At 68.9% G+C, this 25523-nt stretch carries 30 protein-coding genes; 17 read left to right on the forward strand and 13 right to left on the reverse strand.

What is annotated here, in order from left to right; all coding sequences use genetic code 11:
* The first annotated feature begins 557 nt into the window (after positions 1-557).
* The 6 genes from JDV09_RS14965 to JDV09_RS14990 all read left to right on the forward strand — a co-directional run bounded on the left by JDV09_RS14965 (position 558) and on the right by JDV09_RS14990 (position 6950).
* Positions 558-1784: a sensor histidine kinase gene (locus tag JDV09_RS14965; RefSeq protein ID WP_221369930.1), complete on the forward strand. Its 1227-nt coding sequence runs from the start codon at positions 558-560 to the stop codon at positions 1782-1784.
* Complete coding sequence (locus tag JDV09_RS14970) at positions 1781-2596, forward strand: LytR/AlgR family response regulator transcription factor (RefSeq protein ID WP_221369931.1); 816 nt, start codon at positions 1781-1783, stop codon at positions 2594-2596. Before JDV09_RS14965 ends, JDV09_RS14970 begins: the two co-directional genes overlap by 4 nt.
* Entirely contained in the window at positions 2589-2963 is a 375-nt protein-coding gene (locus JDV09_RS14975) for a DUF485 domain-containing protein (protein ID WP_221369932.1), read from the forward strand. The genes JDV09_RS14970 and JDV09_RS14975 overlap by 8 nt, the downstream gene beginning before the upstream one ends.
* On the forward strand, positions 2960-4714 hold the full coding sequence (locus tag JDV09_RS14980) for a sodium/solute symporter (RefSeq protein WP_221369933.1): 1755 nt from the start codon (positions 2960-2962) through the stop codon (positions 4712-4714). Before JDV09_RS14975 ends, JDV09_RS14980 begins: the two co-directional genes overlap by 4 nt.
* Positions 4715-4971: 257 nt before the next feature.
* Positions 4972-5322, forward strand: a complete 351-nt coding sequence (locus JDV09_RS14985; RefSeq protein ID WP_221369934.1) for a DUF485 domain-containing protein — start codon at positions 4972-4974, stop codon at positions 5320-5322.
* Positions 5319-6950, forward strand: a complete 1632-nt coding sequence (locus JDV09_RS14990) for a monocarboxylic acid transporter (protein ID WP_221369935.1) — start codon at positions 5319-5321, stop codon at positions 6948-6950. The genes JDV09_RS14985 and JDV09_RS14990 overlap by 4 nt, the downstream gene beginning before the upstream one ends.
* 75 nt (positions 6951-7025) lie before the next feature.
* Here JDV09_RS14990 and JDV09_RS14995 read toward each other — a convergent pair whose 3' ends face one another.
* The 3 genes from JDV09_RS14995 to JDV09_RS15005 all read right to left on the reverse strand — a co-directional run bounded on the left by JDV09_RS14995 (position 7026) and on the right by JDV09_RS15005 (position 9638).
* Positions 7026-7628, reverse strand: a complete 603-nt coding sequence (locus JDV09_RS14995) for a carboxymuconolactone decarboxylase family protein (protein WP_221369936.1) — start codon at positions 7626-7628, stop codon at positions 7026-7028.
* Between the two features lie 103 nt (positions 7629-7731).
* On the reverse strand, positions 7732-8256 hold the full coding sequence (locus JDV09_RS15000) for a hypothetical protein (RefSeq protein WP_221369937.1): 525 nt from the start codon (positions 8254-8256) through the stop codon (positions 7732-7734).
* 17 nt (positions 8257-8273) lie between these two features.
* The gene (locus JDV09_RS15005) at positions 8274-9638 is read right to left on the reverse strand and encodes an aromatic ring-hydroxylating oxygenase subunit alpha (RefSeq protein WP_221369938.1); all 1365 of its coding nucleotides are present in this window, start codon (positions 9636-9638) and stop codon (positions 8274-8276) included.
* A gap of 252 nt (positions 9639-9890) precedes the next feature.
* On the opposite strand from JDV09_RS15005, the gene JDV09_RS15010 reads away from it, so the two are divergent.
* Genes JDV09_RS15010 through JDV09_RS15020 form a run of 3 tightly spaced genes read left to right on the forward strand, consistent with a single transcriptional unit; the run spans position 9891 to position 13072 of the window.
* The gene (locus JDV09_RS15010) at positions 9891-10493 is read left to right on the forward strand and encodes a TetR/AcrR family transcriptional regulator (RefSeq protein ID WP_221370064.1); all 603 of its coding nucleotides are present in this window, start codon (positions 9891-9893) and stop codon (positions 10491-10493) included.
* A 38-nt stretch (positions 10494-10531) separates the two neighbouring features.
* The gene (locus JDV09_RS15015) at positions 10532-11725 is read left to right on the forward strand and encodes an MFS transporter (protein WP_221369939.1); all 1194 of its coding nucleotides are present in this window, start codon (positions 10532-10534) and stop codon (positions 11723-11725) included.
* Between the two features lie 48 nt (positions 11726-11773).
* Positions 11774-13072 carry an acyltransferase family protein gene (locus JDV09_RS15020; protein ID WP_221369940.1) on the forward strand — a complete coding sequence of 433 codons (1299 nt, stop codon included), beginning with the start codon at positions 11774-11776 and terminating at the stop codon, positions 13070-13072.
* On the opposite strand, the gene JDV09_RS15025 is transcribed toward JDV09_RS15020, so the two are convergent.
* Both JDV09_RS15025 and JDV09_RS15030 read right to left on the reverse strand, forming a co-directional pair.
* Positions 13069-13260, reverse strand: a complete 192-nt coding sequence (locus tag JDV09_RS15025; protein WP_221369941.1) for a DUF5302 domain-containing protein — start codon at positions 13258-13260, stop codon at positions 13069-13071. The two genes, JDV09_RS15020 and JDV09_RS15025, sit on opposite strands and share 4 nt — an antisense overlap.
* Positions 13261-13278: 18 nt before the next feature.
* Entirely contained in the window at positions 13279-13722 is a 444-nt protein-coding gene (locus JDV09_RS15030) for a PPOX class F420-dependent oxidoreductase (protein ID WP_221369942.1), read from the reverse strand.
* Between the two features lie 75 nt (positions 13723-13797).
* Here JDV09_RS15030 and JDV09_RS15035 point away from each other — a divergent pair, with 75 nt between their 5' ends.
* On the forward strand, positions 13798-14316 hold the full coding sequence (locus JDV09_RS15035) for a DUF1697 domain-containing protein (RefSeq protein WP_221369943.1): 519 nt from the start codon (positions 13798-13800) through the stop codon (positions 14314-14316).
* 23 nt (positions 14317-14339) lie between these two features.
* Positions 14340-15170: a class I SAM-dependent methyltransferase gene (locus tag JDV09_RS15040; RefSeq protein ID WP_221369944.1), complete on the forward strand. Its 831-nt coding sequence runs from the start codon at positions 14340-14342 to the stop codon at positions 15168-15170.
* A 46-nt stretch (positions 15171-15216) separates the two neighbouring features.
* Here JDV09_RS15040 and JDV09_RS15045 read toward each other — a convergent pair whose 3' ends face one another.
* Complete coding sequence (locus tag JDV09_RS15045; protein ID WP_221370065.1) at positions 15217-15582, reverse strand: Rv1152 family transcriptional regulator; 366 nt, start codon at positions 15580-15582, stop codon at positions 15217-15219.
* Between the two features lie 36 nt (positions 15583-15618).
* Here JDV09_RS15045 and JDV09_RS15050 point away from each other — a divergent pair, with 36 nt between their 5' ends.
* Positions 15619-16332: an NAD-dependent deacylase gene (locus tag JDV09_RS15050; protein WP_221369945.1), complete on the forward strand. Its 714-nt coding sequence runs from the start codon at positions 15619-15621 to the stop codon at positions 16330-16332.
* Positions 16333-16339: 7 nt separating this feature from the next.
* Here the strand turns inward: JDV09_RS15050 and JDV09_RS15055 are convergent, their stop codons facing one another.
* Complete coding sequence (locus JDV09_RS15055; RefSeq protein WP_221369946.1) at positions 16340-16972, reverse strand: class I SAM-dependent methyltransferase; 633 nt, start codon at positions 16970-16972, stop codon at positions 16340-16342.
* 425 nt (positions 16973-17397) lie between these two features.
* Here JDV09_RS15055 and JDV09_RS26830 point away from each other — a divergent pair, with 425 nt between their 5' ends.
* Entirely contained in the window at positions 17398-17529 is a 132-nt protein-coding gene (locus tag JDV09_RS26830) for a hypothetical protein (protein WP_255605412.1), read from the forward strand.
* Between the two features lie 67 nt (positions 17530-17596).
* On the opposite strand, the gene JDV09_RS15060 is transcribed toward JDV09_RS26830, so the two are convergent.
* Genes JDV09_RS15060 through JDV09_RS15070 form a run of 3 tightly spaced genes read right to left on the reverse strand, consistent with a single transcriptional unit; the run spans position 17597 to position 20488 of the window.
* Positions 17597-18595 carry an NAD(P)H-dependent flavin oxidoreductase gene (locus JDV09_RS15060; RefSeq protein WP_221369947.1) on the reverse strand — a complete coding sequence of 333 codons (999 nt, stop codon included), beginning with the start codon at positions 18593-18595 and terminating at the stop codon, positions 17597-17599.
* 15 nt (positions 18596-18610) lie between these two features.
* The gene (locus JDV09_RS15065; protein ID WP_221369948.1) at positions 18611-19363 is read right to left on the reverse strand and encodes a 3-hydroxyacyl-CoA dehydrogenase; all 753 of its coding nucleotides are present in this window, start codon (positions 19361-19363) and stop codon (positions 18611-18613) included.
* 30 nt (positions 19364-19393) lie between these two features.
* Entirely contained in the window at positions 19394-20488 is a 1095-nt protein-coding gene (locus tag JDV09_RS15070; RefSeq protein ID WP_221369949.1) for a CaiB/BaiF CoA transferase family protein, read from the reverse strand.
* 122 nt (positions 20489-20610) lie between these two features.
* Between JDV09_RS15070 and JDV09_RS15075 the strand changes: the two genes are divergently transcribed.
* Positions 20611-21432 carry an enoyl-CoA hydratase gene (locus JDV09_RS15075; RefSeq protein ID WP_221369950.1) on the forward strand — a complete coding sequence of 274 codons (822 nt, stop codon included), beginning with the start codon at positions 20611-20613 and terminating at the stop codon, positions 21430-21432.
* 111 nt (positions 21433-21543) lie between these two features.
* Here JDV09_RS15075 and JDV09_RS15080 read toward each other — a convergent pair whose 3' ends face one another.
* Positions 21544-22260 (reverse strand): CPBP family intramembrane glutamic endopeptidase, encoded by a 717-nt coding sequence (locus JDV09_RS15080; RefSeq protein WP_221369951.1) that lies wholly within the window; start codon positions 22258-22260, stop codon positions 21544-21546.
* Between the two features lie 134 nt (positions 22261-22394).
* Positions 22395-22922, reverse strand: a complete 528-nt coding sequence (locus JDV09_RS15085) for a gamma carbonic anhydrase family protein (RefSeq protein ID WP_221369952.1) — start codon at positions 22920-22922, stop codon at positions 22395-22397.
* 64 nt (positions 22923-22986) lie between these two features.
* On the opposite strand from JDV09_RS15085, the gene JDV09_RS15090 reads away from it, so the two are divergent.
* Entirely contained in the window at positions 22987-23949 is a 963-nt protein-coding gene (locus JDV09_RS15090; RefSeq protein ID WP_221369953.1) for an SDR family NAD(P)-dependent oxidoreductase, read from the forward strand.
* A gap of 64 nt (positions 23950-24013) precedes the next feature.
* On the opposite strand, the gene JDV09_RS26835 is transcribed toward JDV09_RS15090, so the two are convergent.
* Entirely contained in the window at positions 24014-24148 is a 135-nt protein-coding gene (locus JDV09_RS26835; RefSeq protein ID WP_255605444.1) for a hypothetical protein, read from the reverse strand.
* On the opposite strand from JDV09_RS26835, the gene JDV09_RS26840 reads away from it, so the two are divergent.
* A complete protein-coding gene (locus JDV09_RS26840; RefSeq protein ID WP_255605422.1) occupies positions 24107-24289 on the forward strand; it encodes a TetR family transcriptional regulator in 183 nt (60 codons plus the stop codon). The genes JDV09_RS26835 and JDV09_RS26840 overlap by 42 nt on opposite strands.
* A 459-nt stretch (positions 24290-24748) precedes the next feature.
* On the forward strand, positions 24749-25513 hold the full coding sequence (locus tag JDV09_RS15100) for a fasciclin domain-containing protein (protein WP_221369954.1): 765 nt from the start codon (positions 24749-24751) through the stop codon (positions 25511-25513).
* Positions 25514-25523: the final 10 nt, after the last annotated feature.

A 25523-nucleotide genomic window follows, 5' to 3' on the forward strand; every position in this document is an offset into this window, starting at 1 on the left:
CCCTACCCCGGACCCACCGGCGAACACGCCGACTGGTGGTGGTACGACCCCTACCAACCCCCACCACCAGACACCAACTAGAGCCGGCCCGTCATCGGCGGCCCGCCTCGCGCGGTGAGTTCTACGAACCGTCACGGGCATGAATACGCCTCCGGGCACCACAGCGTCCGCGGCTGCGCAGGCGAGTCTTTGAGAACAATGATCCACGCGACTGACTGAACGAACAGGTCAACGAGCGGGGAAGCCGCGGATCCTGTTCGCGATGCACGACTTCCACGGCTGAGCCCACACTCGCGAGACCGCAGGTCTGGCCCTTCCGGGACGCGACCGACACCGACCGCGGAATCGAATCCACGATTGCTGCGGCTCTGCATGCGATTGCGGAAGTCGGTGACCCGTCCGGCGGTTCCGGCAGGCCCCAGGTTCCCGTACCAGCCGCGCTTTCGACATCGCACCCTTCGGATTGACGACGCAAGCGGGCAAGAGGCACGTAAAGCCAGACACGCGCACGCCACGGGCAGAATCGGATAGGCGCGCGCGAGGAGCAGAATCAAGAGATGCCCGGCGAGCTCGCAATCGTGCTGATGGTCGCACTGATCCTGCTCGCGGTCGCCGCGGTGGTGCTCGCCGTGCGCACCCGCCGGGTGGTGTCCACCCCGACCGAACGCGCCGTGCACGCTGCGCTGCACACCGCTTCGCTGGCCGCCCGCGCCCTGCGCCGCGGTCTGGACACGGAGTCCGCCGAGACCGCCGCGCCGTTTCTGCGTGGTCTCACCGGCACCGACGGTCTGGCGCTCTACGACACCGAGGCCGAACTATTGGCCCGTGACCCCGCCGACGGCGCCGTCTGGGGCGACGACGTGCCGGCCGAGTGCCAGGACGCCGCCCGGCAGGCGATCTCCGGGGAACGCCGCGTCCTGACCCACACCCGAACCTCAACGGTGGTCGCACAGCCACTGCTCGCCGAGGCCGGGGACATGCTCGGTGTGCTCGTCGTCGTGACAACCCGCTCACCGGCCCCCGGAATGCTGGGTGCAGTCGGTGAGGTCGCCCGCTACGCCGCCAGCCAGGTCGAGCTCGCCGAACTCGACGCTTCGCGGGCGCGGCTGGACCGTGCCGAGGTGCTGGCGCTGCGCGCCCAGATCAGCCCACACTTCATCTACAACGCGCTCAACACGATCGCGTCGTTCGTGCGCACCGACCCCGACCGCGCCCGCGAGCTGATCCTGGAGTTCGCCGACTTCACCCGCTACTCGTTCCGCGCGGCGGGCCAATACACCACGCTGGCCGAGGAGTTGCGCAACATCGACCGCTATCTGACTCTCGAACGGGCCCGGTTCGGGACGGCACTGAAGGTCACGTTGCAGGTGGCGCCCGAGGTGCTCAACGTGGTGGTGCCGTTCCTGGCGCTGCAACCCCTGGTCGAGAACGCGGTGCGGCACGGGTTCGCGGGTCGCGGCAGCGGATCGATCGAGCTGATCGCCCGCGACGAGGGGTCCGACTGCGTCATCACGGTCGAAGACGACGGCGTCGGAATGGATCCCGACGCGCTGCGCGCCGGCCCGAGCGACGCGCTGTCCGACGGCGCCCCGGTGACCGAGGGCGACTCCGCACACGTCGGCCTGACCAATGTCGATCATCGCCTGCGCGCGGCCTTCGGCAACGATTACGGTCTGGTGGTCGAGACGGCGCTCGGCGCAGGCACCAAGGTGGTGATGAGGGTGCCGAAGTTCCGGTCAGGTGTGTGGGCCAGCGGAGGTGTGTTCGGGGTGGGCAAATCGTGACCAAGCCACTCACAGTGCTCGCCGTGGACGACGAGGCCCCGGCGCTGGACGAACTGGCCTTCCTGCTCGACCGGCACCCGTGTGTCGGGGAGGTGTTCCGCGCCAACGACGCCACCTCGGCGCTGCGTGAACTGAACCAGCGCACCATCGACGCGGTGTTCCTGGACATCAACATGCCGGGCCTGTCGGGCATCGAGCTGGCGGGCGTGCTGTCGAACTTCTCGCACCGCCCGGCGATCGTGTTCGTCACCGCGCACGACGACAAGGCCGTCGCGGCCTTCGACGTCGGCGCGGTCGACTATCTGCTCAAGCCGATCCGCGAGGACCGTCTCGACCAGGCCGTGCGCCGGGTGGCGACCGCGCAGACCGCACCCCCACCGGAGGAACCCGCCACCGCGGCCAGGGACGAAACCCCGCTCCGGGAAACGGAATCCGACGTCGTCCCCGCCGAGGTCGGCGGTGTCACCCACCTGGTTCCCCGGGACAGCATCGGCTGGGTGGAGGCCGAGGGTGACTACGCGCGGCTGCATTCGGCGTCGGGATCGCACCTGGTGCGGATTCCGATCAGCACCCTCGAGACCCGCTGGCGCGACCACGGCTTCCAGCGGGTGCACCGCTCCTACCTGGTGGCCCTGCGGCTGGTGACCGGGCTGCGCACCACCGACGGCGCGGTGCTGGTCCGGTTGCGGGCCAACGGCGCCTCGCCCGCGGTCGAGTTGCCGGTGAGCCGCCGCCAGGCCCGCGAGTTGCGCGACCGGGTCGTGCGCAATCCGATGCGCAGCCTGCGGCCGGCCGGGAGCGCCGATGACTAGCGGGGAACGGCCTCAGCGGCAGCGGGTGGTGCTCGCCCACCGCCGTGGCGCCCGGATGGTGCGCACCAGGATCGAGGTCCAGGAGCAGACGCAGGTCGGCGACGCGCTGGTGCGCGGACTGATGCGCGCCCAACTGGGGCTGGCGCTGCGACTGGCCTTGGTGGTGGTGGGTCTGATCGGTGCGATCCCGTTGCTCAACGCGTTGTTCCCGGGCCTGGCCGCGGTGACGGTGTTCGGCATCCGGTTGAACTGGCTGGTGCTCGCGGTGCTGGTGTATCCGCTGCTCTACGGCATCGGCTGGTTCTACATCCGGCTGTCCGAGCAGGCCGAGCGCGACTTCGTCGGCGTCGTCGACGCCGAGCCGTGACCGGTTCACCGCTGACGGCGGCCGCGCTGCTCGCCGCGGCGGTGGCCACCGTGGCCATCGGCGCCTATGGGGTGCGGTTCTCCCGCACCACGTCCGACTTCCTGGTCGCCTCCCGCACGGTCGGATCCCAGTGGAATGCGGCGGCCATCTCGGGGGAATATCTCTCCGCGGCTTCGTTTCTCGGCGTGGCGGGGCTGATCGCCAAGTACGGTGCCGACGCGCTGTGGTACCCGGTCGGGTTCACCGCGGGCTATCTGGGTCTGTTGCTGTTCGTGGCGGCGCCGCTGCGCCGGTCGGGGGCCTACACCGTCCCGGACTTCGCCGAGTTCAGGCTAGGTTCGGCGCGGCTGCGCAAGATCGCGATGCTGGTCGTCGTGGTGATCTGCATCTTCTATCTGGTACCGCAGTACCAAGGTGCCGGGCTGGCACTGAAAACCCTGCTCGGCACACCGGTGTGGCTGGGGCCGGTCGCCGTCGGCGCCATCGTCATCACCAACGTGGTGGCCGGCGGCATGCGATCGATCACCTTCGTGCAGGCGTTCCAGTACTGGCTCAAGCTGACCGCGGTGGCGATCCCGGCGCTGGCGCTGACCGCACTGTTGGTCAGCGACCACGGCGCCGGCGACGGCTTCGCGCTCGGTGGGCCGTTGCCGCCGACCGTGCAGCAGGCCACCACGGTGGCGATCGAGACCGACGTCGTCGTTCAGGTCACCACCCCCGCGGGGGTCACGGTGTCCGGCACCCTGGACGGCAGGCCGGTCGAGCAGGCGAAGTTCGACGCCCCCGGGCAGCACACCCTCGGCGCTGGCAGCACCCTGCACCTGGCAGGCGGCGCGGCGACGCCGGTGGTGGCGGGGGCGCCGAGCACCGGCGGCGAGTGGATCGCCTCCGGCGGCGGGTTCGGCGGGCATCACCCGCTCTATCAGGTGGTCTCGATCATGGTGGCCACCTTCCTGGGCGCGATGGGCCTGCCGCACGTGCTGGTGCGCTTCTACACCAACCCCGACGGCCGGGCCGCACGGCGCACCGCGCTTGCGGTGATCGCGCTGCTCTCGCTGTTCTATCTGTTCCCGATGCTGCTCGGGGTGTTCTCCCGGCTCTACGTGCCGCAGCTGTTGATCACCGGAAACGCCGACGCGGCGGTGCTGCTGGCCCCGGCCTCGGCGGTCGGCGGGGTGGCCGGCCAACTGCTCGCGGCCCTGGTCGCCGCCGGTGCGATCGCCGCGTTCCTGGCGACGTCGTCGGGACTGCTGGTCAGCTTCGCCGGGGCCCTGGCCACCGACGTGCTGCCCGGCCGGGTGCGCGACTTCCGGTGGGCGGCGGTGGTGGGCGGGTTGATTCCGATTCCGTTGGCGCTGACCACCTCGGGCGACCTGGAACTGTCCCGCAGCGTGGGGTTGGCGTTCGCGGTGGCGGCCTCGACGCTGTGCCCGCTGTTGGTGCTGGGCATCTGGTGGCGCGGTCTGACGGCGTTGGGCGCCGCCTGCGGCCTGGCCGTCGGGGGCCTGCTGTCGGGGGTCGCGGTGACCGTGGAGGTGGCCGGCGGTGTCGACGCCGAGGCCCTCGGCGGCTGGCCGGGCGTGCTGATCGGCTATCCGGCGGCGGTCAGTGTTCCGCTCGCCTTCGCGACGATGATCGTCGTCAGCCGCGTCACCCGGGCGCGCATCCCCGCCGACGTCGCGCAGATCTTCGCGCGCATGCACGTGCCGGAGCACCTCGGAATGGGTATCGAGCGCCTGCCGTCCAGATAGCGCCGAAGTGCGAGAGCCACGCTGCAAAAAGTGGTCTCGCGGCACACCAACCGGGAGCGGCGATCGGCGCCTGCGCGACGACCGGCCCGGTCCGCTGGGCACATCGACCCGCCCGCCGTTCGTCGTCGCCGACCGACCGCTCACCGCAGGCGTCCCCGACCTCACCGTGTCACCTGCGCAAACGCTGGATCTGTGACTCACGTCTCAACTACTTTTCCCGGAGAGCCCGTTCACATCAGCCAGGAAGCGAGGACAAGGTGTCCGAAACCGACCTGCCCATTCGCCCGGAGGCGATCAGCGGCGAGAGATACCTGGAGGTCCAGGCCAGCCCTGAATTCCAGGACCTCAGGAACCGCTTGCGCCGCTTCGTGTTCCCGATGACCGCGATATTCCTCCTCTGGTACGCCCTCTACGTGGCGTTGGGTGCGTTCGCCCACGACTTCATGGCCACCAAGGTGTGGGGGGAGATCAACGTCGGCCTGGTCATCGGGCTCGGCCAGTTCGTCTCGACGTTCCTGATCACCGGGCTGTACGTGCGGTTCGCCAACCGCGTCCTCGACCCGCGCGCCGAGGCGATCCGCGCCGAACTGGAAAGCGAGATGAAATGACAACCCTCCTGGCGCAGTCCGAAGCCGTCGGCAACACGGCAGCCAACATCGGCATCTTCAGCCTGTTCGTCGTCGTGACGATGATCGTGGTGATCCGGGCCAGCAAGAAGAACGCGACGGCCGCCGAGTTCTTCACCGGCGGGCGCGGATTCTCCGGCCCGCAGAACGGCATCGCCATTGCCGGTGACTATCTGTCCGCAGCCAGCTTCCTCGGCATCGCCGGGGCGATCGCGGTGTACGGCTACGACGGCTTCCTCTACTCGATCGGCTTCCTGGTCGCCTGGCTGGTGGCCCTGCTGCTGGTCGCCGAACTGCTGCGCAACACCGGCAAGTTCACGATGGCCGACGTGCTGAGCTTCCGCCTCAAGCAGAAGCCCGTGCGCCTGGCCGCCGCCACCAGCACCCTGACGGTGTCGCTGTTCTACCTGCTGGCCCAGATGGCCGGCGCCGGCGGCCTGGTGGCGCTGCTGCTCAACGTCAACAGCCGCGGCGGGCAGTCCATCGTGATCGCGGTGGTCGGCATCCTGATGATCGTCTACGTGCTGGTCGGCGGCATGAAGGGCACCACCTGGGTGCAGATCATCAAGGCGGTGCTGCTGATCACCGGCGCGGCGCTGATGACGCTGATGGTGCTCAGCAAGTTCGGGCTGAACTTCTCCGAGATCCTCGGCGCCGCACAGTCTGCGATCAGCGGCAGCTCGTCGGAAGCGGTCGCCGCACGCGACGTGCTGGCCCCGGGCGCCCGCTACGGCGGCTCGCTGACCTCGCAGATCAACTTCATCTCGCTGGCCATCGCGCTGGTGCTGGGCACCGCGGGCCTGCCGCACGTGCTGATGCGGTTCTACACGGTGCCCACCGCCAAGGAGGCGCGGCGCTCGGTGGTGTGGGCGATCGCGCTGATCGGCGCGTTCTACCTGTTCACCCTGGTGCTGGGCTACGGCGCGGCCGCCCTGGTCGGCCCGGACACCATCCTGGGCGCAGCGGGCGGAGTGAACTCGGCGGCGCCGCTGCTCGCCTTCAAACTGGGCGGGGTGATCCTGCTGGGCATCATCTCGGCGGTGGCGTTCGCGACGATCCTCGCGGTCGTCGCGGGCCTGACCATCACCGCGTCGGCGTCGTTCGCCCACGACATCTACGCCAGCGTGATGAAGTCGCACAAGGTGACCGAGGACGAGCAGGTGCGGGTCTCCCGCATCACCGCGGTGGTGCTCGGCGTGTTCGCCATCGCCCTGGGCATCCTGGCCAACGGGCAGAACGTGGCGTTCCTGGTGGCGCTGGCGTTCGCGATCGCCGCGGCGGCGAACCTGCCGACGATCGTGTTCTCGCTGTACTGGAAGCGGTTCAACACCCGCGGCGCGCTGTGGAGCATGTACGGCGGCCTGATCTCGACGCTGGTGTTGATCGTGTTCTCCCCCGCGGTGTCCGGATCGTCCTCGGCGATGATCCCCGGTGCGGACTTCGCGTGGTTCCCGCTGGCCAACCCGGGCATCATCTCGATCCCGCTGGCGTTCATCCTGGCCATCGTCGGCACGCTGACCTCGCCCGACCGCGGCGATCCGAAGGTCAACGCGGAGATGGAGGTGCGCTCGCTGACCGGGATCGGCGCCGAGAAGGCGGTCGCTCACTAGCGCGGAACCTCAACGAGAGAAACAGAACTCGCACCGACGGCCCTGTCGGTGCGAGTTCTGCCGTTCCGGAGTGGCTCAGTCCGGCAGCGGCGCGCTGCCCTCCGGCGGCGCCAGACCCCAGGTCTGGAACGCCGTCGCGAGCATCGCGTAGGTACCGACGACGAAGATCACCTCCATCGCGGCCCTGGTGCCCACCGCCTCGACGAGCCGTCCCCACGTCGGCTCGTCGAGACTGCCGTCGGCGAGCAACTGATCGGTCGCCTGCAAAACGAGCAGATCCGTGCCGGTGAAACCGTCGTTGCCCGCGGCCAGCCGGGCGATGTCTGCCTCGGGCACGCCACCGTCCAGCGCGACCCTGCTGTGCTCCCCCCAGAAGAACGCCGACCGGCGGGTGGCCGCGACCCGCAGGACCGCCAGCTCGCGCAGCCGCAGCGACAGCTCGCCCCGCTGCAGCAGGAAGCCGTTGAAGGTCAGGAAGGCGCCGGCCATCTTCGGATGCCGGGCCAGCAGGCCGATGATGTCGAAGTTCAGCGGGTCCAAGGCGTGCCCCGATCCCGCCCGCGGCACCTTCTCCCCCGGGATGCCGAGCAGCACCCCGAACGCCGCGTATTCGTCGTCGCCCCATTCGTCTGCGCCCAGCGGCGTCAGCAGGGCGTCCGTCGTGTCGTCGGCGGTCATTGGGAAACGCCGACCTCGTCCATGCCCCGCAGCATCTCGGGGGCCAGTGGGGTCATCTGCAGATAGTCGTCGATTTGGGTGACCTTGCCGTCGTCGGCGCGGGTCACACCGACACACCGGCCTCGGCCAGGCGGCGTTCCAGCGCGGCCACGTATTCGCCGGTGCCGTGGAACGGGCCGTGCACTCCGATGGCGACATCGAGGAACGCGTTGTACTCGTCGTTGACGTGGGTCTCCCAGCGGGTCAGCTCGCCGGCCTCGTTGGTCTCGATGAAGCTGTAGGAGTAGAAGCCCATTCGGACGCCTTCGCGGGTGGTGCCCTCCCAGCGGGTCTTCATGACCACGCCGTTTTCGGCCGGCCAGTACCGGAAATCGGCGGGCTTCCAGTCCGGGAACGTCAGCGAGTAGGCCTTGGCCTCCATCGTGGAGGCCCGTGCGGTGTCCTCCGGGAACTCGCTGAACTTGAACACCTGGTCGCCGGTGAAGTAGGGCGACACGTAGACCCCGTCCTCGGCGAACTTCCACGCGTCGGCGAAGGCCTCGCCGGCCTGGACTCCCTGACGCAGGTACGCGTCGCGGTAGGCCTCGGCCATCCGACGGTGGTGCGCGATACGTTCCTCGATGTTCATTGAGGGTCCTTTCCTGGTCAGGCTTTGTCGGCCATGTAGCGGTCCACCACCGAGTGGTAGTGGCCGATGACGACTTCCTCTCGCACCAGCGACATGTGGTCGAGGCGACTGTTGCGCAGACCGAGCTGCTGGCGCGGCATCTGCTCGTAATCCTGTTGCAGCGCTTCGAAATACTTGTAGCTGCCGGGTTCGTCCACATCGGTCAGGCCGACCCGGAACGCGTCGCGGTGCTCGGGGGGCAGGTACATGTAGCTGCTGACGTGCCAGACGCAGCGGTTGGGATCGCCGTCGGGGTGCGGCTCCGACATGATGACGTGGCATTCACCGGCGCGGACGGTCATGAAGTAGTTCGGGAACAGCACCCACCCCTGGTTGTCGCTCATCTGATCGTCGGTGAGCCCGCTGACGTCGAGGCCCATGCCGGTGAGGGTGTCCCGGGTCGCCTGCTGGAGCAGCTTTCGGGCGGTGACGCCGGACGGGAAGTCCACCGACCCATCGTCGTTGCGGTAGTCGGCGACCAGTTCCTGGAACCGCGGCATCACCGCAACCGTGGACGGGAAGGTGTCCGGCAGGTTCAGGATCCCCTCGACCTGCTTCTCCGCGCTGGCGCCCTTCACCTCGAACGGGGCCACCGCCACACTGTGATCCGGGAAGAAGCGATAGCGCGCCGTTTCCGGATCGATCGCCAGCACGGCGAGCAGCTGAGGGTGGATTCCATTGATGTGGTAGCCCTCCTCGAAGGCGTCCATCACGACTTTCCAGTTGCACTCCAACGGCTCCCGGACGTCCATCACGGTCACCATCTCGTCGAGGTGGTAGGGCTCGAGCAGTTCGCACACCTCGGGCCCCAGGAAGTCGCGCAACGGCGCTGCCCCGGGGTCGGGGTTGAGGAAGATGAACCCGCCGAACGTGTCGACCGAGACCTGAAGCAACGAGTTGTCGGTCTTGTCGACCTGGCCGGTCAGGTTCTCGCGCAACACCCCGCGCAGCTTGCCCTCCAGGTCGTAGGACCACAGGTGGTACTGACATAGGAAGCCGCGCTTGGCATTTCCCGAGTTCGCGGTGCACAGCATGTTCCCGCGGTGACGGCAGGCGTTGACGAACCCGCGCAACTCGCCGTCCTTGCCCCGCACGATCACATACGACTGGTCCATGATCCGGTACTGCTTCCAGTCGCCGGGCTCCGGCAGTTCGTCGACGCGCCCGGCGATCTGCCAGACCCGCATCCAGATCCGCTCGCGCTCGCGCTCGGCGTAGTCGTGCGACGTGTAGCGATCCGTCGAGATCTGCATGCCGAAGGTGCCCGGCCCGACGTCGTCGAGACCGAGCCCGATCCCTGAATCGGGCTCCACCCACCGGCCGGGCCTCGTCGCCTGGGTCATGTCGAACCTCCTCGCGGGAAAGGCGCCCACCGAACAGGACACCATGTGATGGCCATCACGATATACGCTTGTGCATTAGATATACAAGCATGTATAAATGTGGTTGTAGTCACATCCATCGGGGATCCTGGCGGCCGGCAGGGCGTCATCGGCGGGAGCCGCCGTGATTTTGAATCGCGCTGTCCGGCAACCAGTTACGAGGCAGGTGTCAACATGGCCAGGTCCGCCGCCCGGATATGGCAGGATGAATCGGTGCCGGAACGGTGGACGAGGGAGCGGCGCCTCGAGCACACCCGCAACCTCCTGCTCGATGCCGCCGAAGAGTCCTTCGCCCGCAAGGGTCTGACCGCGTCGGCGCTGGAGGACATCGCCGACGCCGCCGGCTACACCCGGGGTGCCATCTACTCGCATTTCGGCGCCAAGGAGGAGCTCTTCCTCGCGGTGATCGACCGCCAGCGCGACCGTTTCCTGGAGATCTTCACCGAGGTCATCCAATCGTTCCGCGAGTTCGGCGATCTCGACGTCGACGAATTGTCCCGGCGGTGGCGCGAAGCCGGCAGCGACCCGTTGCGCGCCGCGCTCAACTACGAGCTCACGCTGTTCCTCCTGCGTAATCCGCAGGCGCGGGAACGCCTCGCCGAGCAGCGCCGCGAGACGGTACGGTCGCTCGGCGAGTTCATCAGCAAGGGCGTGGCCAGGCTGGGGGCACGGCTGACGATCCCCGCCGAGTCGCTGGCCCGGGTGATCCTGGCCGTCAACGACGGTGTCACATTGGGCAGCTACCTCGACGAGGTCGACCTGTACCGCCCGTATCTCCAACTCGTCGCGTCGAGCATTGTGCCCGCCGACACCTGAGCGCCGCGGCCCCGCACCGCTTGGCGGGAAGCGAACCGATGCCGGCCGACGTTGAGGCACACGTGCGCCGCTATCCGATGTTGCTGCTCGCCTACGCGTTCACCGCGGTGATGGCGGGCACGACGCTGCCTACCCCGATGTACGCGCTCTACGCCGAGCACATGGATTTCGGGGTGCTGACCACCACGGTCATCTATGCGACGTACGCGGGCGGGGTGTTGTTCGCGCTGCTGGCGTTCGGCAGGTGGTCCGACGCGCTCGGGCGCCGACCGGTATTGCTCGCGGGGGTCGTGTTCGCGGTCGCCAGCGCGCTGGTCTTCCTGGCTGCCGACTCGGTGCCGCAACTGTTGGTGGGGCGGGTGCTGTCGGGACTGTCGGCCGGTCTGTTCACCGGGACGGCCACCGCTGCGGTCATCGAGGCGGCGCCGCCGGCATGGGGTCACCGCGCCGCAGCGGTGGCCACCGTCGCCAACATCGGCGGGCTCGGCGCGGGCCCCGTGCTGGCCGGCCTGCTGGTCCAGTACGCACCACAGCCGCTACACCTGAGCTTCGTCGTGCACCTCGCGCTGGCCACCCTCGCCGGGGTCGCCGTCCTGCTGGTGCCCGAAACCTCCCCCCGCACCGGCCGGCTTGGCGTGCAGCGGCTGTCGGTTCCGGCGCAGGCGCGCGGGGTGTTCGTGATCGCCGGCCTGGCCGCGTTCGCCGGCTTCGCGGTCCTCGGGCTGTTCACCGCCGTGGCGCCGTCGTTCCTGGCCCAGATAGTCGGTGTCGGCAACCATGCCGTCGCCGGGCTGATGGCCGGGGCGATCTTCGTCGCCTCGGCCGGCGCGCAGATCGCCACGACGCGGACGGACCCCGCGAGAGCGGTGGCGTTGGGCTGCGCAATCCTGGTGGCGGGCATGGTGATACTCGCCGCCGCCCTGCAGTTCACCTCGCTGACGGGATTGATCGCCGCCGCTTTGGTGTCCGGTATCGGTCAGGGCATCAGCTTCGGTCGCGGGTTGGCCGCAGTGGCCGAGCACACGCCGGTGGATCGCCGCGCCGAGGTCAGCTCGACGTATTTCGTGGTCGCCTATGTCGCCCTGTCGCTGCCGGTTGTCGGCGAGGGGTTGGCCGCACAGGCCTGGGGGCTGCGCACCGCCGGTGTGACCTTCGCGGTGGCGGTCGCCGCCCTCGCGTCGGCGTGCCTGGCCGCCATCCTGGCACGCGAGGCGCGGTATCGGAATGCCTGAGTGGATCTACTCAGGCACCCCGTCGCACGCGCACATAGATTCGCACCCATGAGCGTCACCGCGCTGTTTCCGCGCCCCGCCGAGGTCGAATCGGGCACCCCGCCCGACCGGGACCGCGCGATCGACGTCATCCGGCTCGCCGCGCTGATCGGTGTCGTGGCCGGACACACCGTGATGGCGACCAGCACGCTGCGAGACGAGGTGTTCATCTGGGACAACCTGCTCACCACCGCTCCGGTGTTCCAGGCGCTGACCTGGGTCTTCCAGGTCATGCCGCTGTTCTTCTTCGCCGGGGTGGCGGCGTCGGTGCGATCGTGGACCCCCGGCGCGTCCTGGGGGGACTGGCTGATGCGCCGGTGTACCCGGCTGTACCGGCCGGTCTTCGCCTATCTGGCGTTCTGGGCGGTGACGCTGGTGGCGCTCCGCCCGCTGCTTCCGGTGCATGTCTACGAACCGATCGCGGGCATCTCCGTCCAACTGCTGTGGTTCCTGGGCGCGTACGTGCTGGTGCTCGCGGCGGTGCCGGTGCTCGACCGCATCACCACCCCAATCCGGTTCGCGGTCTGGGTCGCCGCGGCCTACGCCGTGGTCGCTGTCGTCGACGCGGTCCGCATCACCACCGACGTGTGGCCCGGCGTCGGTTACCTGAACCTCATCGTGTGGCTGATCCCCGGCATGTTCGGGGTCGCCTACCGGCGCGGACTGCTTTCGGCACGGCACGCGCTCGTCGTGGCGGCCGCGACGTTCGCCGTCGACCTCGCACTGGTCGTCCTCGGGCCCTACGAGCTCAGCCTCGTCGGCATCGAGACCCAGCACCTGAAGAACATGTTCCCTCCGTCGCTGCTGCTGGCCGGGCACGCGATCATGCTGTGCGCGTTCGCGATTGCCGCCGCACCCGCGATCTCGAGATGGGCCCACCGGCAACGGGTGTGGTGGCTGACCATGATCGGCAACTCGGGTGCGATGACGCTGTACCTCTGGCACATGCCGCTGCTGCTGGCCGTACATCTGGTGTTCGACCACCTCGGGCACCCGAGGTTCGATCCGGCCGCGCCGGACTTCGTCGTGTTGTCGGTGCTGCAACTGCTCGTCGTGACGGTCACGGTCGCGGTGGCATTCGTGGTGCTGAGGCCGCTGGAGAACCGTCCGCTGCCGCTGTGGGACGGCGGCCACGTCGCCGGACCCGGGACCCGCAGCGCGGTGGTGGGCACTCTGCTGTGCGTCGCCGGAGCGGCCACCCTGGCCTCCGTCGGCTGGGGACTCAAGGACCACGGCCTGTACTGCGTCGCGGTGATGCTGGCGGCCCTGGCCGCCGCCCGCGCCCTGGCCGGTGATCGGCCGAGCTAGCCGCTCTTGCGCCGGAACTCGCGACGGTTCTCGACGGGGCCGTGCGCACGCGGCTGCTTGGCTCCGCCGTCCTTGTGCGCCGATCCGCCAGCCGATTTCGCGTTCTTGCGCGCCAGCGCTTCGCGGAACCTGCGCTTGTTGTCGTCCTCTTCGGACTCCTCCGCACCCGCCGATCCCCTGGTTGCCATGACAGCAGCGTAGTCGGTTCAGCGCCGCCCCGGCGGCATCCCGTACACGTGGCTGATCGGCAGAGTCATCAGCACCCTGCGATCGTCGACCATTGCCCGGCGGTAGTCGTCCCAGTCGGGGTGTTCGCCACTGATGTTGCGGTACAGCTCGACCAGACCGTCGACGGTGTCGTCGGTGGGGTCCGCGGCCGGCGGGGTCAGCACGGCGTCGCCCTCGGCGACGGCGTAGGCCCAGCCGTCGTCGGAGCTGACGTGGATGGCCGCACGCGGATCGCGGCGCAGGTTGCGGGTCTTGGCCCGCGGTTCGGCGATCGACACCGAGATGGTCAGCGCGCGGGGGTCGAAGTGGTAGGCGACGTTGGACAGCTGGGGTCGTCCGTCCCGTTTGAGGGTGGCCAGGACGCCGAGGGAGTTCCCGGCGATCAGCGCCAGCAGTTTGTCGTCGAAGACATCGCGCGTCATCCCACGAGCCTAGAACGAACGCGGGTCTGGGATGATCGAACCGATGGGCCCGAACACCCGATCGACGACACCCCGATGACCCGTTACGCCGCGTTCCTGCGCGGAGTCAACGTCGGCGGGGTGAACCTGAAGATGGCCGCCGTCGCCGAAGCCCTGACCGAGGCCGGCTTCACCGACGTCAAGACGGTGCTGGCCAGCGGCAACGTCCTGCTCGACAGCAGGGCCGGGACCGAGACCGTCCGGAAGAAGGCCGAGGCCGCGTTGCGCGACCGATTCGGTTACGAGGCATGGGTGCTCGCCTACGATCTGGACACCGTCGCCCGGATCTCGGCGGACTACCCGTTCGAGCGCGACGTCGACGGTCACCATTCCTACATCACGTTCGTCAGCGACGACGACGTGCTCCGGGAACTCGGTGACCTGAAAGGCGGACCCGGCGAGCGGATCCAGCCGGGCGTCGGCGTCATCTACTGGCAGGTGGCCCGGGAGACCACCCGCGACAGCGCGATGGGCAAGACGATGGGCAAGAAGCGCTACAAGTCGTCGACCACCACACGCAACATACGCACGATCGACAAGGTGCTGCGCGGTTGACGCACGCACGGATTGGGACACCGATGACAACCACCGCCAAGCACACCACAGATCTGACCAAGGTCTCGGAGACCGCGCTGCTGACGCTGATCGTGCGTGCCAACGAGGCACGCAGGCCCGATGGGCTCATCGACGACCCGATGGCGATCCGCCTGGTCGACTCGATCGACGTCGACTTCGCCAAGTTCGGCCACACCAACCGCCAGGACATGGCCCTGCGCGCCCTGCTGTTCGACAAGTACACGCGGCGCTACCTGCTCGACCACCCCGAGGCGACGGTGGTCGCGCTCGCCGAGGGGCTGCAGACGAGCTTCCATCGGCTCGAGGCGGCCGACGTCGGTGACCGGTTTCGGTGGCTGACCGTGGACCTCCCCCCGGTGGTCGAGCTGCGCCGCAAGCTGCTGCCGCCCTCCGAGCGGGTGCAGATGTGCGCGCAGTCCGCATTGGACTTCAGCTGGATGGACCGGGTCGACACCGACGGCGGGGTGTTCATCACCGCCGAGGGCCTGCTGATGTACCTGCAGCCCGAGGAGGCGATGGCCTTGATCACCGAGTGCGCGGCCCGGTTCCCGGGTGGGCAGATGATGTTCGATCTGCCGCCGGCGGCGTTCGCCGCACTCACGCGTCGCGGCATGCGCACGTCACGTCGCTTCCGCGTTCCCCCGATGCCGTTCACGCTGACCGTCGCCGAGGTCGCCGACCTGGTCAACACCGTTCCCGGGGTACGCGCGGTGCACGATCTGGCGGCCACCCGCGCCCGGGGGCGGCTCATGAACTCATTGCTGTGGACCGTCTATCGGGTGCCCCTCCTGGATGCCATCCGCCCGACGACGACGCTGCTCGAATTCGGCTGAGCGGGCGCGTACACGCTGGTCAGCCAGCGCTGCCCGATTGTTCGGCTCAGCCGAACGCCGCCTCGACGTAGCGCATCGCTTCACCCTTGCCGACGCCGAGGGCGCGCGCCGCGGACACATACGTGTTCGCGGCCGTCGCCATCGCCGCATCGGCGGGATCTGAGCGCGCCACGTAGGTGCCGAAGCGCCCCCTGGTCTCGAGAATCCCCGCTGCTTCCAATTCGCGGTACGCGCGTGCGACGGTGTTGACTGCCAGGTCGATCTGACTCGCCAGCTCACGAACCGTCGGCAACCGGGTGCCCGGCTCCAACTCCCCATCCCGGATACCGGCGATGATCTGGGTCCTGAGCTGATCGAAGAGCGGCCTGGCAGCGTGCGGATCTACGCGTACCCAATCCCCCAACTCGGCCACGTGCCCAGTATCACTCATAGCCGCTACTTTGGTGTGGTGCAGGTGACGGTATTCAGTGGTGCGGGGATCTCCGCCGAGAGCGGCGTACCCACGTTCCGCGACGTCGAGACCGGGCTGTGGGCCCATGTCGATCCCTACGAGATCTCGAGTTCACACGGCTGGCAGACCCATCCCGACCGGGTGTGGGCGTGGTATCTGTGGCGCCACCACATGATGCGCACCGTGGATCCCAACGACGCCCACCGCGCCGTGGCGGCATGGGAGGACTACGCCCAGGTACACGTCGTCACCCAGAACGTGGACAACCTGCACGAGCGGGCCGGCAGCAGCCGGGTGCACCACGTGCACGGCAGTCTTTTCGAATTCCATTGCGACCGTTGCCGATCCGTATACACCGACGAGGTTCCGGACATGCCGGAGGCCCTCGAATCCGTCGATCCGCCGCGCTGTCGGTGCGGTGGCCTGATCAGGCCCGACGTGGTCTGGTTCGGTGAACCGCTGCCCGACGAGGCCTGGCAGCGGTCCGTCGACGCGGTGGTCAACGCCGATCTGGTGGTCGTCGTCGGCACCTCGTCGGTGGTCTATCCGGCGGCCGGGCTGCCCGAGCTGGCGGTGGCCCACGGCACGCCGGTCATCGAGGTCAACCCCGAACGCACGCCACTGTCGGACAGTGCGACGCTCACGCTGCGGGAGACGGCGTCCAGCGCCCTGCCCGGGCTGCTGCAGCGACTGCCGGCACTGCTGGGCTGACGGGGCGTCAGGACGGCCTGGCGGCCACCCCGATCGCGAACTCGGCGACCGGTATCGGCGCCCAGGACGGCAGGGTCCACTTCCGGGTGGCGCTGGTGACCTGGAAGCCGGCCCCGGCGATCGCCTCCTCGGTGTGACGATGGGTGTGACAGTTGCCGAACAGCCGGGGCCAGAACGTGGCATCGACGAACCGCTGCAACCGGGCGCGTGCCCCCCACCCTCCGACATGCTCCAGATAGTGCAGCTGACCACCGGGTCGCAGTAGCGAGAACAGCTCGTCGACAACGCCTTCCAGATCTTCCACCGAGCACAGCACCAGCGAGCACACCACGGCGTCGAACTTCTCGTCGTCGGTGAAGTGCTCGACCGTCTCGGTGCTGACCCGCACCGGCACCGGCGCCTCGGCGGCCGCTTTCTCGGCCAACTCGGCCAGCCGCCGCTCCGGCTCGATGGCCACCACCTCGGTGACGGTGTCGGGGTAGAACTCGAAGTTGGTGCCGGTGCCCGCGCCGATCTCGAGCACCCGGCCGGACAGCCCGGCCAGGTTCCGGCGGCGCAGCCGGCGGATCGCTTCGGATTCGTGGCGCGACATCGTGATCCACAGTCGCGCGAAGAACGGATTGTCTACTGCGTCGGTCATCGACGACCTCCCTGAGCCAGTTGGCGATGTCCTGTGACGTGTCGGACGGCCGGATGCCGCCGGACACGATGTGGCCGAAACACACCGACCTCAGCACACGGCCGGCGAACCCTTCTACATCACTCCACGGTAGCGATGAGTTTCGCCGCCGCACCGGGTCGGCATGGTCATGAACATCGACCCTGCGCTCGACTCACCCGAATCGACGAACTCGGCCGATGCGGCCACCCGACCGAACGCGGACGCCGGCCCGCTGACCGGCCCCGCCGAAGAGGGCCTGCTGGTGCTGCGCTCCACTTCAACGACCCGCCGTCATGATTGCTACCCGCAGGTAGCCTGCGGACCCTACCCGGCGGTAAGAATTGCCACCATTTTCCGAAACGAGACTCAAAGATTCCTTAAAGGTGATGGTTACTGTTCAGTACATGTGGATCGACGACACCAACGCTGATGTCATCAAGGTTGACTTCGAGGCTCTCTACCACGGTGATTACCTGGTCGAGGGCGACACCTCGGAGCAGCTCGACGACGAGATGGCCCTCAAAGCCGCCGTATGAGAAAACGCGCGCCCCGTGGGGCGCGCGTTCCTCTTTTCGTGCTCTCGTGCTCTTTGCGGCGCGGACCTCAGACGGACGCCGGCTGCGCTGAGGCCGTGACCATCCCCGCGAGACGTCCATTGATCAGGCTCTCCGCCTCCGAGACGATCCGCGAGACCAGTTCCCCGACGGTCGGGATGTCGTTGATCAGTCCCATGGCCGTTCCCACGGTCCAGATACCGGCATCGACATCCCCCTCATCGAACACCCGCCGCCCCCGCACACCGGCCACCAGGTCCTTGACGGCATCGAACTGACCGCCGTCCTTGAGGATCTGCACCACCTCGCGCGAGACCACGTTGGAGGCCACCCGGGCGGTGTTGTGCAGGCTGCGGAAGATCAGCTCCGTGCCCCGCTCGTCGCCGGCGACGATCGCCTCCTTGACGTTCGGGTGGATGCAGGACTCCACCGTGCACATGAACCGCGACCCCATGTTGATGCCGTCGGCACCCAGCGCCAGCGCGGCCACCAGCCCGCGTGCGTCGGCGAAGCCGCCCGAGGCGATCATCGGGATCTCGATCTTGTCCGCGGCGGCCGGGATCAGCACCAGACCGGGAATATCGTCCTCACCGGGATGCCCCGCGCACTCGAACCCGTCGATGCTGATGCCGTCCACACCGAGGCTCTGAGCCTTCACCGCGTGCCGCACCGAGGTGCACTTGTGCAGCACCTTGATGCCGTTGTCGTGGAACATCGGCAGGTGCGGCGCCGGATTGGACCCCGCCGTCTCGACGATCTTGATGCCGGCGTCGACGATCACCTGGCGATACTCGTCGTAGGGCGGCGGATTGATCGCCGGCAGGATGGTCAGGTTCACACCGAACGGCTTGTCGGTCAGATCGCGCGTCTTGGCGATCTCGTTGGCCAGATCGGCCGGGGTCGGCTGAGTCAACGCCGTGATGAACCCCAATGCGCCCGCGTTGGCGACCGCGGCCACCAACTCGGCACGACCCACCCACTGCATACCGCCCTGCGCGATCGGATGCTCGACCCCGAACGCCTCGGTGAACTTCGTCTTCAATGCCATTTCTCTCTTTCTGGTCTACCGCGGAGCCATCCGGATGGCGCCGTCGAGGCGGATGGTCTCGCCGTTGAGCATCGGGTTCTCCACGATGTGCACGGCAAGGGCGCCGTACTCGTCGGGGTCACCCAGGCGGGCCGGGTGCGGCACCTGCTTGCCCAGCGAATCCTGCGCCTCCTGGGGCAGCGAGCCCAGCAGCGGAGTCTTGAACAGCCCGGGCGCGATCGTCACCACGCGGATCAGCTCACGGGACAGATCGCGCGCGATGGGCAGGGTCATGCCGACCACACCGCCCTTGGACGCCGAGTAGGCGGCCTGCCCGATCTGGCCCTCGAAGGCGGCGACCGACGCGGTGTTGATGATGACGCCGCGCTCACCGTTGATCGGCTCGGTCTTGGCCATCCGCTCGGCCGCCAGCCGGATCACGTTGAAGGTGCCGATCAGGTTGACCTCGACGACCTTCTTGAAACCGTCCAGCGGGAACGGCCCGTCCTTGCTCAGCGTCTTGGCCGCGTTGCCGATCCCGGCACAGTTGACGTCGATGCGCAGCGGGCCCATCTCCTCGGCGGCGTCCAGCGCGGCACCGACCTGCTCGGGGTCGGTCACGTTGGTTTCGACGAACTTGGCACGTGCGCCGAGTTCCTTGACCGCATCCTCACCCTTGAGGTCGATGACGACGACCGAGGCGCCCCGGTCCAGCAGCCGCTTCGTCGTCGCCAGCCCCAGACCGGATGCACCTCCGGTGACGACCGCCAGGGCGTCCTTGATCTCCACAGATCGGTTCCTTTCTTGTCCTTGACTTTCCTAAACCCATTCCTGCAGAACAGCTTCGGTGTCCGCACCGGGAACACCCGGCGGCTTGGGCGCCGCCGGGGCGGTGCGCGAGAACCGCGGAGCCGGTGCCGGGTAGAGGTATCCGTTCTCGCGGTAGAACGTGTCGCGCTCGGTGTTGTGCGGCTCGGACTCGACCTCGGCGAACGACAGCACCGGGGTGACGCAGGCATCTGTGCCGGCGAACACCTTGGCCCAGTGGTCGCGGTCGTGGGCGGCGAAGGCCTCGGTCAGCCGCGCCCGCAGCTCGGGCCAGCGGCGCATGTCGTTCTGGTCGGGCAGCTCCGCCGCATCCAGTCCGACCCCGGCGAGCAGCTGGGCGTAGAACTGCGGCTCGATCGCACCGACGGCGACGTAGCGCCCGTCGGCGCAGGTGTAGGTGTCGTAGTACGGTGCGCCGGTGTCGAGCATGTTGACTCCGCGTTCGTCGCTCCACATACCCATCCCACGGAACGCCCACATCATCATCGACAGCACGCTGGAGCCGTCGACCATGGCCGCGTCGACCACCTGGCCGGTACCTGAGTGCTCCCGCTCCCACAGCGCCGAGAGCACGCCGACGAGCAGGAACATCGAGCCGCCGCCGAAATCACCGACCAGGTTCAGCGGCGGTACGGGCCGCTCCCCGGCGCGACCGATCGCGTGCAGCGCCCCGTTGAGCGAGATGTAGTTGATGTCGTGTCCGGCCTGCTGGGCCCGCGGCCCGTCCTGACCCCAGCCGGTCATCCGGGCGTAGATCAGCCGCGGATTGAGCTCGGCACAGTCGTCCGGGCCGAGACCCAACCGCTCGGTGACGCCCGGCCGGAAGCCCTCGATGAGCACGTCGGCCTTGGCGATCAGGCCCAGGACCATGGCCCGGTCTTCCTCGCTCTTGAGGTCGGCGGCCACCGAACGGCGGTTGCGCAGCAGGTAGTCGTTGCCCGGATCGGTGGCCGGTCCCGGGCCCTTGCCCGGTCGCTCGACCCGCACGACGTCGGCTCCGAGGTCACCCAGGATCATCGCGGCGTGCGGGCCGGGGCCGATGCCGGCGAGCTCCACGACCCGCAGTCCCTGCAGTGGTCCAGCCATGCCTAACCGCCCTTCGTCAGAATCGCTCGGTTGACCGCCGACATAGCTTACTTGTATAACCAAGTCGGACCGCCCACGGGGCATCGGCGCGAGGGATGCTCCCTGAATTCATGGGGACGTGCATGACGACCACCGACACCTTCACCGGCAGCTACCCGGCGATCGACGACCTGACGGTCGCGCTCGACGACGGCGTGCTCACGGTGACGCTCAACCGACCCGAGAGCCTGAACTCCCTGACCGCACCGATGCTGGCCACCTTCGCCGAGGCGCTCGAGCGCGCTGCCGAAGACCCCCGGGTGCGGGTGGTGCGCATCGGCGGGGCCGGCCGGGGCTTCTCCTCCGGGGCCGGCATCAGCGAGGAAGACCACGCCAACCCGGGCGCGGCGGGAACTCCGGCCGACGTGCTCGACGCCGCCAACCGCTGTATCCGCGCGATCGTGAACCTGCCGCAGCCCGCCGTGGCCGTCGTGCAGGGTGCCGCCGCCGGTGTCGGGGTCTCGCTGGCCCTGGCCTGCGACGTGGTGCTCGCATCGGAGAAGGCGTTCTTCATGCTGGCGTTCACCAAGATCGGCTTGATGCCCGACGGCGGCGCCTCGGCACTGATCGCCGCCGCGGTCGGCCGCATCCGTGCCATGCGGATGGCGTTGCTGGCCGAGCGCATCTCGGCGACCGAGGCCTACGACTGGGGTCTGGTCAGCGCCGTCTTCCCGGCCGAGGAGTTCGCCGCGGGAACCGACGCGGTGATCGGCACGCTGAAATCCGGGCCCGCGGTGGCGCTGCGCAAGACCAAGGACGCGATCAACGCTGCCACGCTGACCGAGCTGGAGGGTGCGCTGGAACGCGAGAAGGCCGGCCAGCTGGTGTTGTTGGAGTCCAACGACTTCCGTGAAGGCACCAAGGCCTTCCAGCAGCGCCGGCCGGCGACCTTCACCGACTCCTGACGTTCAGACTGCGTCCACGGCGGACCCCACTCGAACTTCCCCGCCGCCGGCGCAGTCTGAACGGATAGTCGCCACCCGCCGGGGTGCTGACCGCACCGTGAACGGCGCGCCTCAGAGGCCGAAGATCGGGGGCAGCGCGAGCACCATGATCAGCCCCCAGAAGAAATGCGTCAGCATCGGCGCCAGCACTCCCCCGGTCGCGCGCCGCTCCAGCGCGCACACCGCGCCCAGGATGATCGCCGCGAAGCCCAGCATCGGGTTCCCGGTGGTCGCCGCGGTGGCGATGACGTAGAGCAACGTCGACACCAGCGCGGGCCGGTATCCGACCAGCGCGGTGTACATCGCGCCGCGGAAGAACAGCTCCTCGGCGACACCGTTGATGACCGTGATGAACACGATCAGCACCAGCGGTCCGGCGTTGGAGAATTCCAGCACCCTGGTGATGTATTCCCGCACGCCGGGGATCTGGCGGCATACCAGCGCGCCGGCGACGAAGACGGCGCCGAGCCCGAGCCCGACGAGCGTGCCGGTTATGACGGGCCGCTGGCTGCGGTCCCGGAATCGCACCGATCCCAGATGCAGTGGGCCTGACGCGAACGCCCCGATGGACCAGACCGCCGCCAGCGCCAACGTGAGCCAGATGAACGTCTCATCGCCCGGCGAGCGACTCAACGAGTAGCCGAGCAGTGCACCGCCGACCAACAGCACCGCGAAGACGACGACCTTGCGGCGCCGGATGACCGACGGCGCCTCGTCGTGCGGTGCGGCCCGGTTGCGCGCGATCCCGTACAGCTCGGAGGGCAGGCCGGGTCGCCGCGGCGGGGTCACGCCGGGCTCACCTTCGGGACCAGACCGGACACGGTGACCAGGCGCGAACCGATGCAGCCGGTGGCTCCGGCGACCAGTGTGCGCACGGGATTCACGGTAGGTCAGTACCCCGACGAGCCGGCAACCCAACCGGCCTAGGCGTTGCCCGCGTCACGGTGCACCTTGACCAGCTCCTGGTACAGCACGGCGTTGGTCCGGATGCCGGCCACCTCGTCGTCGGTGAGCTCCCGGCGCACCCGTCCCGGAACCCCGGCCACCATCGACCGCGCCGGGATCAACGCGCCCTGGGACACCACGGCCCCCGCGGCGATCAGCGACCCCGTTCCCACGGTGGCACCGTTCAGCACGACCGCCCCCATGCCGATCAGGCAATGGTCGGAAATGGTGCAGCCGTGCAGCACCGCGTTGTGTCCGACGGTCACGCCCGCACCCACCCGGGCCGGGAAGCCGGGGTCGACGTGGATGGTCACGCCGTCCTGGACGTTGCTGCCCGGGCCGATATCGATGGGCTCGGCCTCGGCCCGCAGGGTCGCGCCGTACCAGACGCTGGCCCCGGCGGTCAGCACGACGTGTCCGACCAGCGTGGCGTTGGGCGCCACCCAACTGTCGGGATCCAACTGCGGGGTACGTCCGGCGACGGACAGGATCAGCGGCTCCGGCATGGCCGCCATGGTAGGACCGAGGGCACCCGCGAGGGCCGGGCAGGGCGCATGCGATCCTCGCGGGATGACGTCAACACCATCAGCACCGTCGGCCCTGGACGTCGTCGAGGGTGTCGACCTGTCCGGCAAGACGTGCGTGATCACCGGGGCGTCGTCGGGGCTGGGCCGCGAGTCGGTGCGGGCGCTGGCCACCGCGGGAGCACACGTCATCCTGGCCGCGCGCAACGCGGCCGACGTCGCCGGCACCGAGACCTGGGTGCGCGAGCAGGTGCCGCGGGCGCGGCTGTCCCCGGTGCACCTGGACCTGACCTCGCTGGCCTCGGTGGCGGCGGCCGCGGCCGCCATCTCGGACCTGACGCCGACCGTGCACGTGCTGATGAACAATGCGGGCGTGATGTTCACACCGTTCGGCCACACCGCCGAGGGATTCGAAACCCACTTCGGCACAAACCATCTGGGGCATTTCGAACTGACCCGGCTGCTGCTGCCCACGCTGATGGCCGCCGACGGCGCCCGCGTGGTGGTGCTGTCGTCGGACGGGCACCGGATGAGCGACATCGACCTCGCCGACCCGAACTGGCAGCAGCGCGGCTACGACAAGTTCGCCGCATACGGCGCGTCGAAGACGGCCAACGTGCTGCACGCCGTCGAGCTGGATCGGCGGCTGCGCGACCACGGGGTGCGCGCCTTCGCGGTGCACCCGGGCATCGTGGCGACGTCGCTGGCGCGCCACATGACCGCCGAAGATTTCACCGCCCTGGGCGGCGTGCGGACCGCCGAACGCGACCCCGAGGCGTCCCGGGTCGACGTCGCCCGCGACTTCACCACCCCCGACCGGGGGGCTGCCACACAGGTGTGGGCGGCGGTGACGGACGAGCTCGACGGCGAAGGCGGGGTGTACCTGTCCGACTGCCGGCTCGGCCGGGCCGCCCCCTATGCGCTCGACGAGTCCCGTGCGCTGGCGTTGTGGGAGCGCTCCGAGCGGCTCTGCGCACCCGGTGTGCCGAGTCTAGGCTCGACGATGTGAACGGGGCCCGCGGGTGAGCGGCACGGCCGAGCCATCCGGTGGGCCGCCCTCGAACGTCGTCTATCTACGGTCCTACGGTGACCGCGACGACCACGACGTGGTCAGGCGGGTAATCGACGCCACCGTGCTGCTGCTGCGCGACACCGCGTTCGCCGACCTGACCACCCGCCGGATCGCCGAGCGGGCCGGTGTCCCCCATTCCGCACTGTGCACCTATTTCCGGTCCAGGACGCGATCGTCGCCGAGGTGTATCTGGGCCTGCTGCGCGACGCCCCGCTGTCCGTCGATGTCGGGCAGCCGTCCCGGGCACGGGTCGTCGCACTGTTCGAACAGCTGGTGATGCTGATGGCCGACGAACCCGGGCTGGCCGCGGCGTGCTCGAGCGCGCTGATCACCGGCGAGCCGTCGGTGCGGGCGATCCGCCGGCGGATCCACGCCGAGCTGCGCCGGCGGGTGCGCACCGTGCTGCGCTCGGGGGCCTGGCCGGAGGTTGCCGAGGCGCTGGAGTTCGGCCTGGTGGGCGCTATGGTGCGGGCCGGTTCGGGATCGGCGACGTTCCGCGAGACCGCCGACGAGCTGGCGGAGGTGGTCGCCGCACTGGTGCCCGGGGAGGTGTGAGGCACCGCGCCCGGTAACGGCCGGCATGCGCCGTTGCGATAGTCAGATCGAGCACGATGATGAGCGCGGCCCGCCGAATCGGGGTGCTCGCACCCCGGTGTGACGGGCGCCTCACGACTTGGCCGTCATCAATTCGTGCCCTTACCATGCCAGGCGACCTGAAGAGCGTGAGGAGCACTACGTGAACACCCGCACCAGCAAGGCCATCGGCGTGGCTCTGAGCACCGCCGCGATCGCATTGTCGGTTCCGCTGGCCGTCAGCGCCTATGCCGAGCCGACCACCCCGGTCGCAGAGATCCCCGACCCGCAGGGTCCCGACTGCGGCGCCTTCAAGGAGTCCATACCGAACTGGAAGAGCCTGGCCAACCTGCCGGTGAGCCAGGCGCTGGCCAGCATTCCGCAGATCAGCTCGTTCAACTCCGCGATCTCCGGTGGGCTGAACCCGGCGGTCGACATCACCGCGATGCTCGACAACGGCCCCTATGTGGTGTTCGCGCCGACCAACGAGGCGTTCGCCGCGCTGCCGCCCGATCAGCTCGAGATGCTGCGCACCGACCCGGCGGCGCTGACCACGCTGGTGTACTACCACGAGTTCCTGGGCCTGCTGGGCCCCGACGACGTCAAGGGCCAGCGCCCGACCCAGGAGGGCACCGAGGTCGAGGTGACCGGCTCAGGCGGCGACATCTCGGTCAACGAGACCACCAAGGTACTGTGCGGCGGCATTCCGGCACAGAACGCCCGGATCTACATCATCGACAACGTGCTGAATCCGGCCGAGGCGCCCGCACCGATCACGCCGGAGCCGACGACCTCCGCCGAACCCACGGAAACCTCGACCGAGGCCACCGAGACCCCGACCGAGTCGACGGAAACCCCGGCCGAGTCGTCACCGGCCTCGCCGACCACGTCGGCCACGCCACTGCCCGCGGAAACCGCCGAGGCCTGACGCGATTTCC

It is taken from the genome of Mycolicibacterium xanthum (assembly GCF_019710635.1).
GTDB lineage: Bacteria > Actinomycetota > Actinomycetes > Mycobacteriales > Mycobacteriaceae > Mycobacterium > Mycobacterium xanthum.

What these genes read in the sequence shown, in the direction of transcription:
- JDV09_RS14965 (WP_221369930.1), top strand. Translation starts at nt 558, where the DNA reads ATGCCCGGCGAGCTCGCAATCGTGCTGATGGTCGCACTGATCCTGCTC.
- JDV09_RS14975 (WP_221369932.1), top strand. Translation starts at nt 2,589, where the DNA reads ATGACTAGCGGGGAACGGCCTCAGCGGCAGCGGGTGGTGCTCGCCCAC.
- JDV09_RS14990 (WP_221369935.1), top strand. Translation starts at nt 5,319, where the DNA reads ATGACAACCCTCCTGGCGCAGTCCGAAGCCGTCGGCAACACGGCAGCC.
- JDV09_RS14995 (WP_221369936.1), bottom strand. Translation starts at nt 7,628, where the DNA reads ATGACCGCCGACGACACGACGGACGCCCTGCTGACGCCGCTGGGCGCA.
- JDV09_RS15000 (WP_221369937.1), bottom strand. Translation starts at nt 8,256, where the DNA reads ATGAACATCGAGGAACGTATCGCGCACCACCGTCGGATGGCCGAGGCC.
- JDV09_RS15005 (WP_221369938.1), bottom strand. Translation starts at nt 9,638, where the DNA reads ATGACCCAGGCGACGAGGCCCGGCCGGTGGGTGGAGCCCGATTCAGGG.
- JDV09_RS15015 (WP_221369939.1), top strand. Translation starts at nt 10,532, where the DNA reads ATGCCGGCCGACGTTGAGGCACACGTGCGCCGCTATCCGATGTTGCTG.
- JDV09_RS15020 (WP_221369940.1), top strand. Translation starts at nt 11,774, where the DNA reads ATGAGCGTCACCGCGCTGTTTCCGCGCCCCGCCGAGGTCGAATCGGGC.
- JDV09_RS15025 (WP_221369941.1), bottom strand. Translation starts at nt 13,260, where the DNA reads ATGGCAACCAGGGGATCGGCGGGTGCGGAGGAGTCCGAAGAGGACGAC.
- JDV09_RS15030 (WP_221369942.1), bottom strand. Translation starts at nt 13,722, where the DNA reads ATGACGCGCGATGTCTTCGACGACAAACTGCTGGCGCTGATCGCCGGG.
- JDV09_RS15035 (WP_221369943.1), top strand. Translation starts at nt 13,798, where the DNA reads ATGACCCGTTACGCCGCGTTCCTGCGCGGAGTCAACGTCGGCGGGGTG.
- JDV09_RS15040 (WP_221369944.1), top strand. Translation starts at nt 14,340, where the DNA reads ATGACAACCACCGCCAAGCACACCACAGATCTGACCAAGGTCTCGGAG.
- JDV09_RS15055 (WP_221369946.1), bottom strand. Translation starts at nt 16,972, where the DNA reads ATGACCGACGCAGTAGACAATCCGTTCTTCGCGCGACTGTGGATCACG.
- JDV09_RS26830 (WP_255605412.1), top strand. Translation starts at nt 17,398, where the DNA reads ATGTGGATCGACGACACCAACGCTGATGTCATCAAGGTTGACTTCGAG.
- JDV09_RS15060 (WP_221369947.1), bottom strand. Translation starts at nt 18,595, where the DNA reads ATGGCATTGAAGACGAAGTTCACCGAGGCGTTCGGGGTCGAGCATCCG.
- JDV09_RS15070 (WP_221369949.1), bottom strand. Translation starts at nt 20,488, where the DNA reads ATGGCTGGACCACTGCAGGGACTGCGGGTCGTGGAGCTCGCCGGCATC.
- JDV09_RS15075 (WP_221369950.1), top strand. Translation starts at nt 20,611, where the DNA reads ATGACGACCACCGACACCTTCACCGGCAGCTACCCGGCGATCGACGAC.
- JDV09_RS15085 (WP_221369952.1), bottom strand. Translation starts at nt 22,922, where the DNA reads ATGCCGGAGCCGCTGATCCTGTCCGTCGCCGGACGTACCCCGCAGTTG.
- JDV09_RS15090 (WP_221369953.1), top strand. Translation starts at nt 22,987, where the DNA reads ATGACGTCAACACCATCAGCACCGTCGGCCCTGGACGTCGTCGAGGGT.
- JDV09_RS26835 (WP_255605444.1), bottom strand. Translation starts at nt 24,148, where the DNA reads ATGGGGGACACCGGCCCGCTCGGCGATCCGGCGGGTGGTCAGGTCGGC.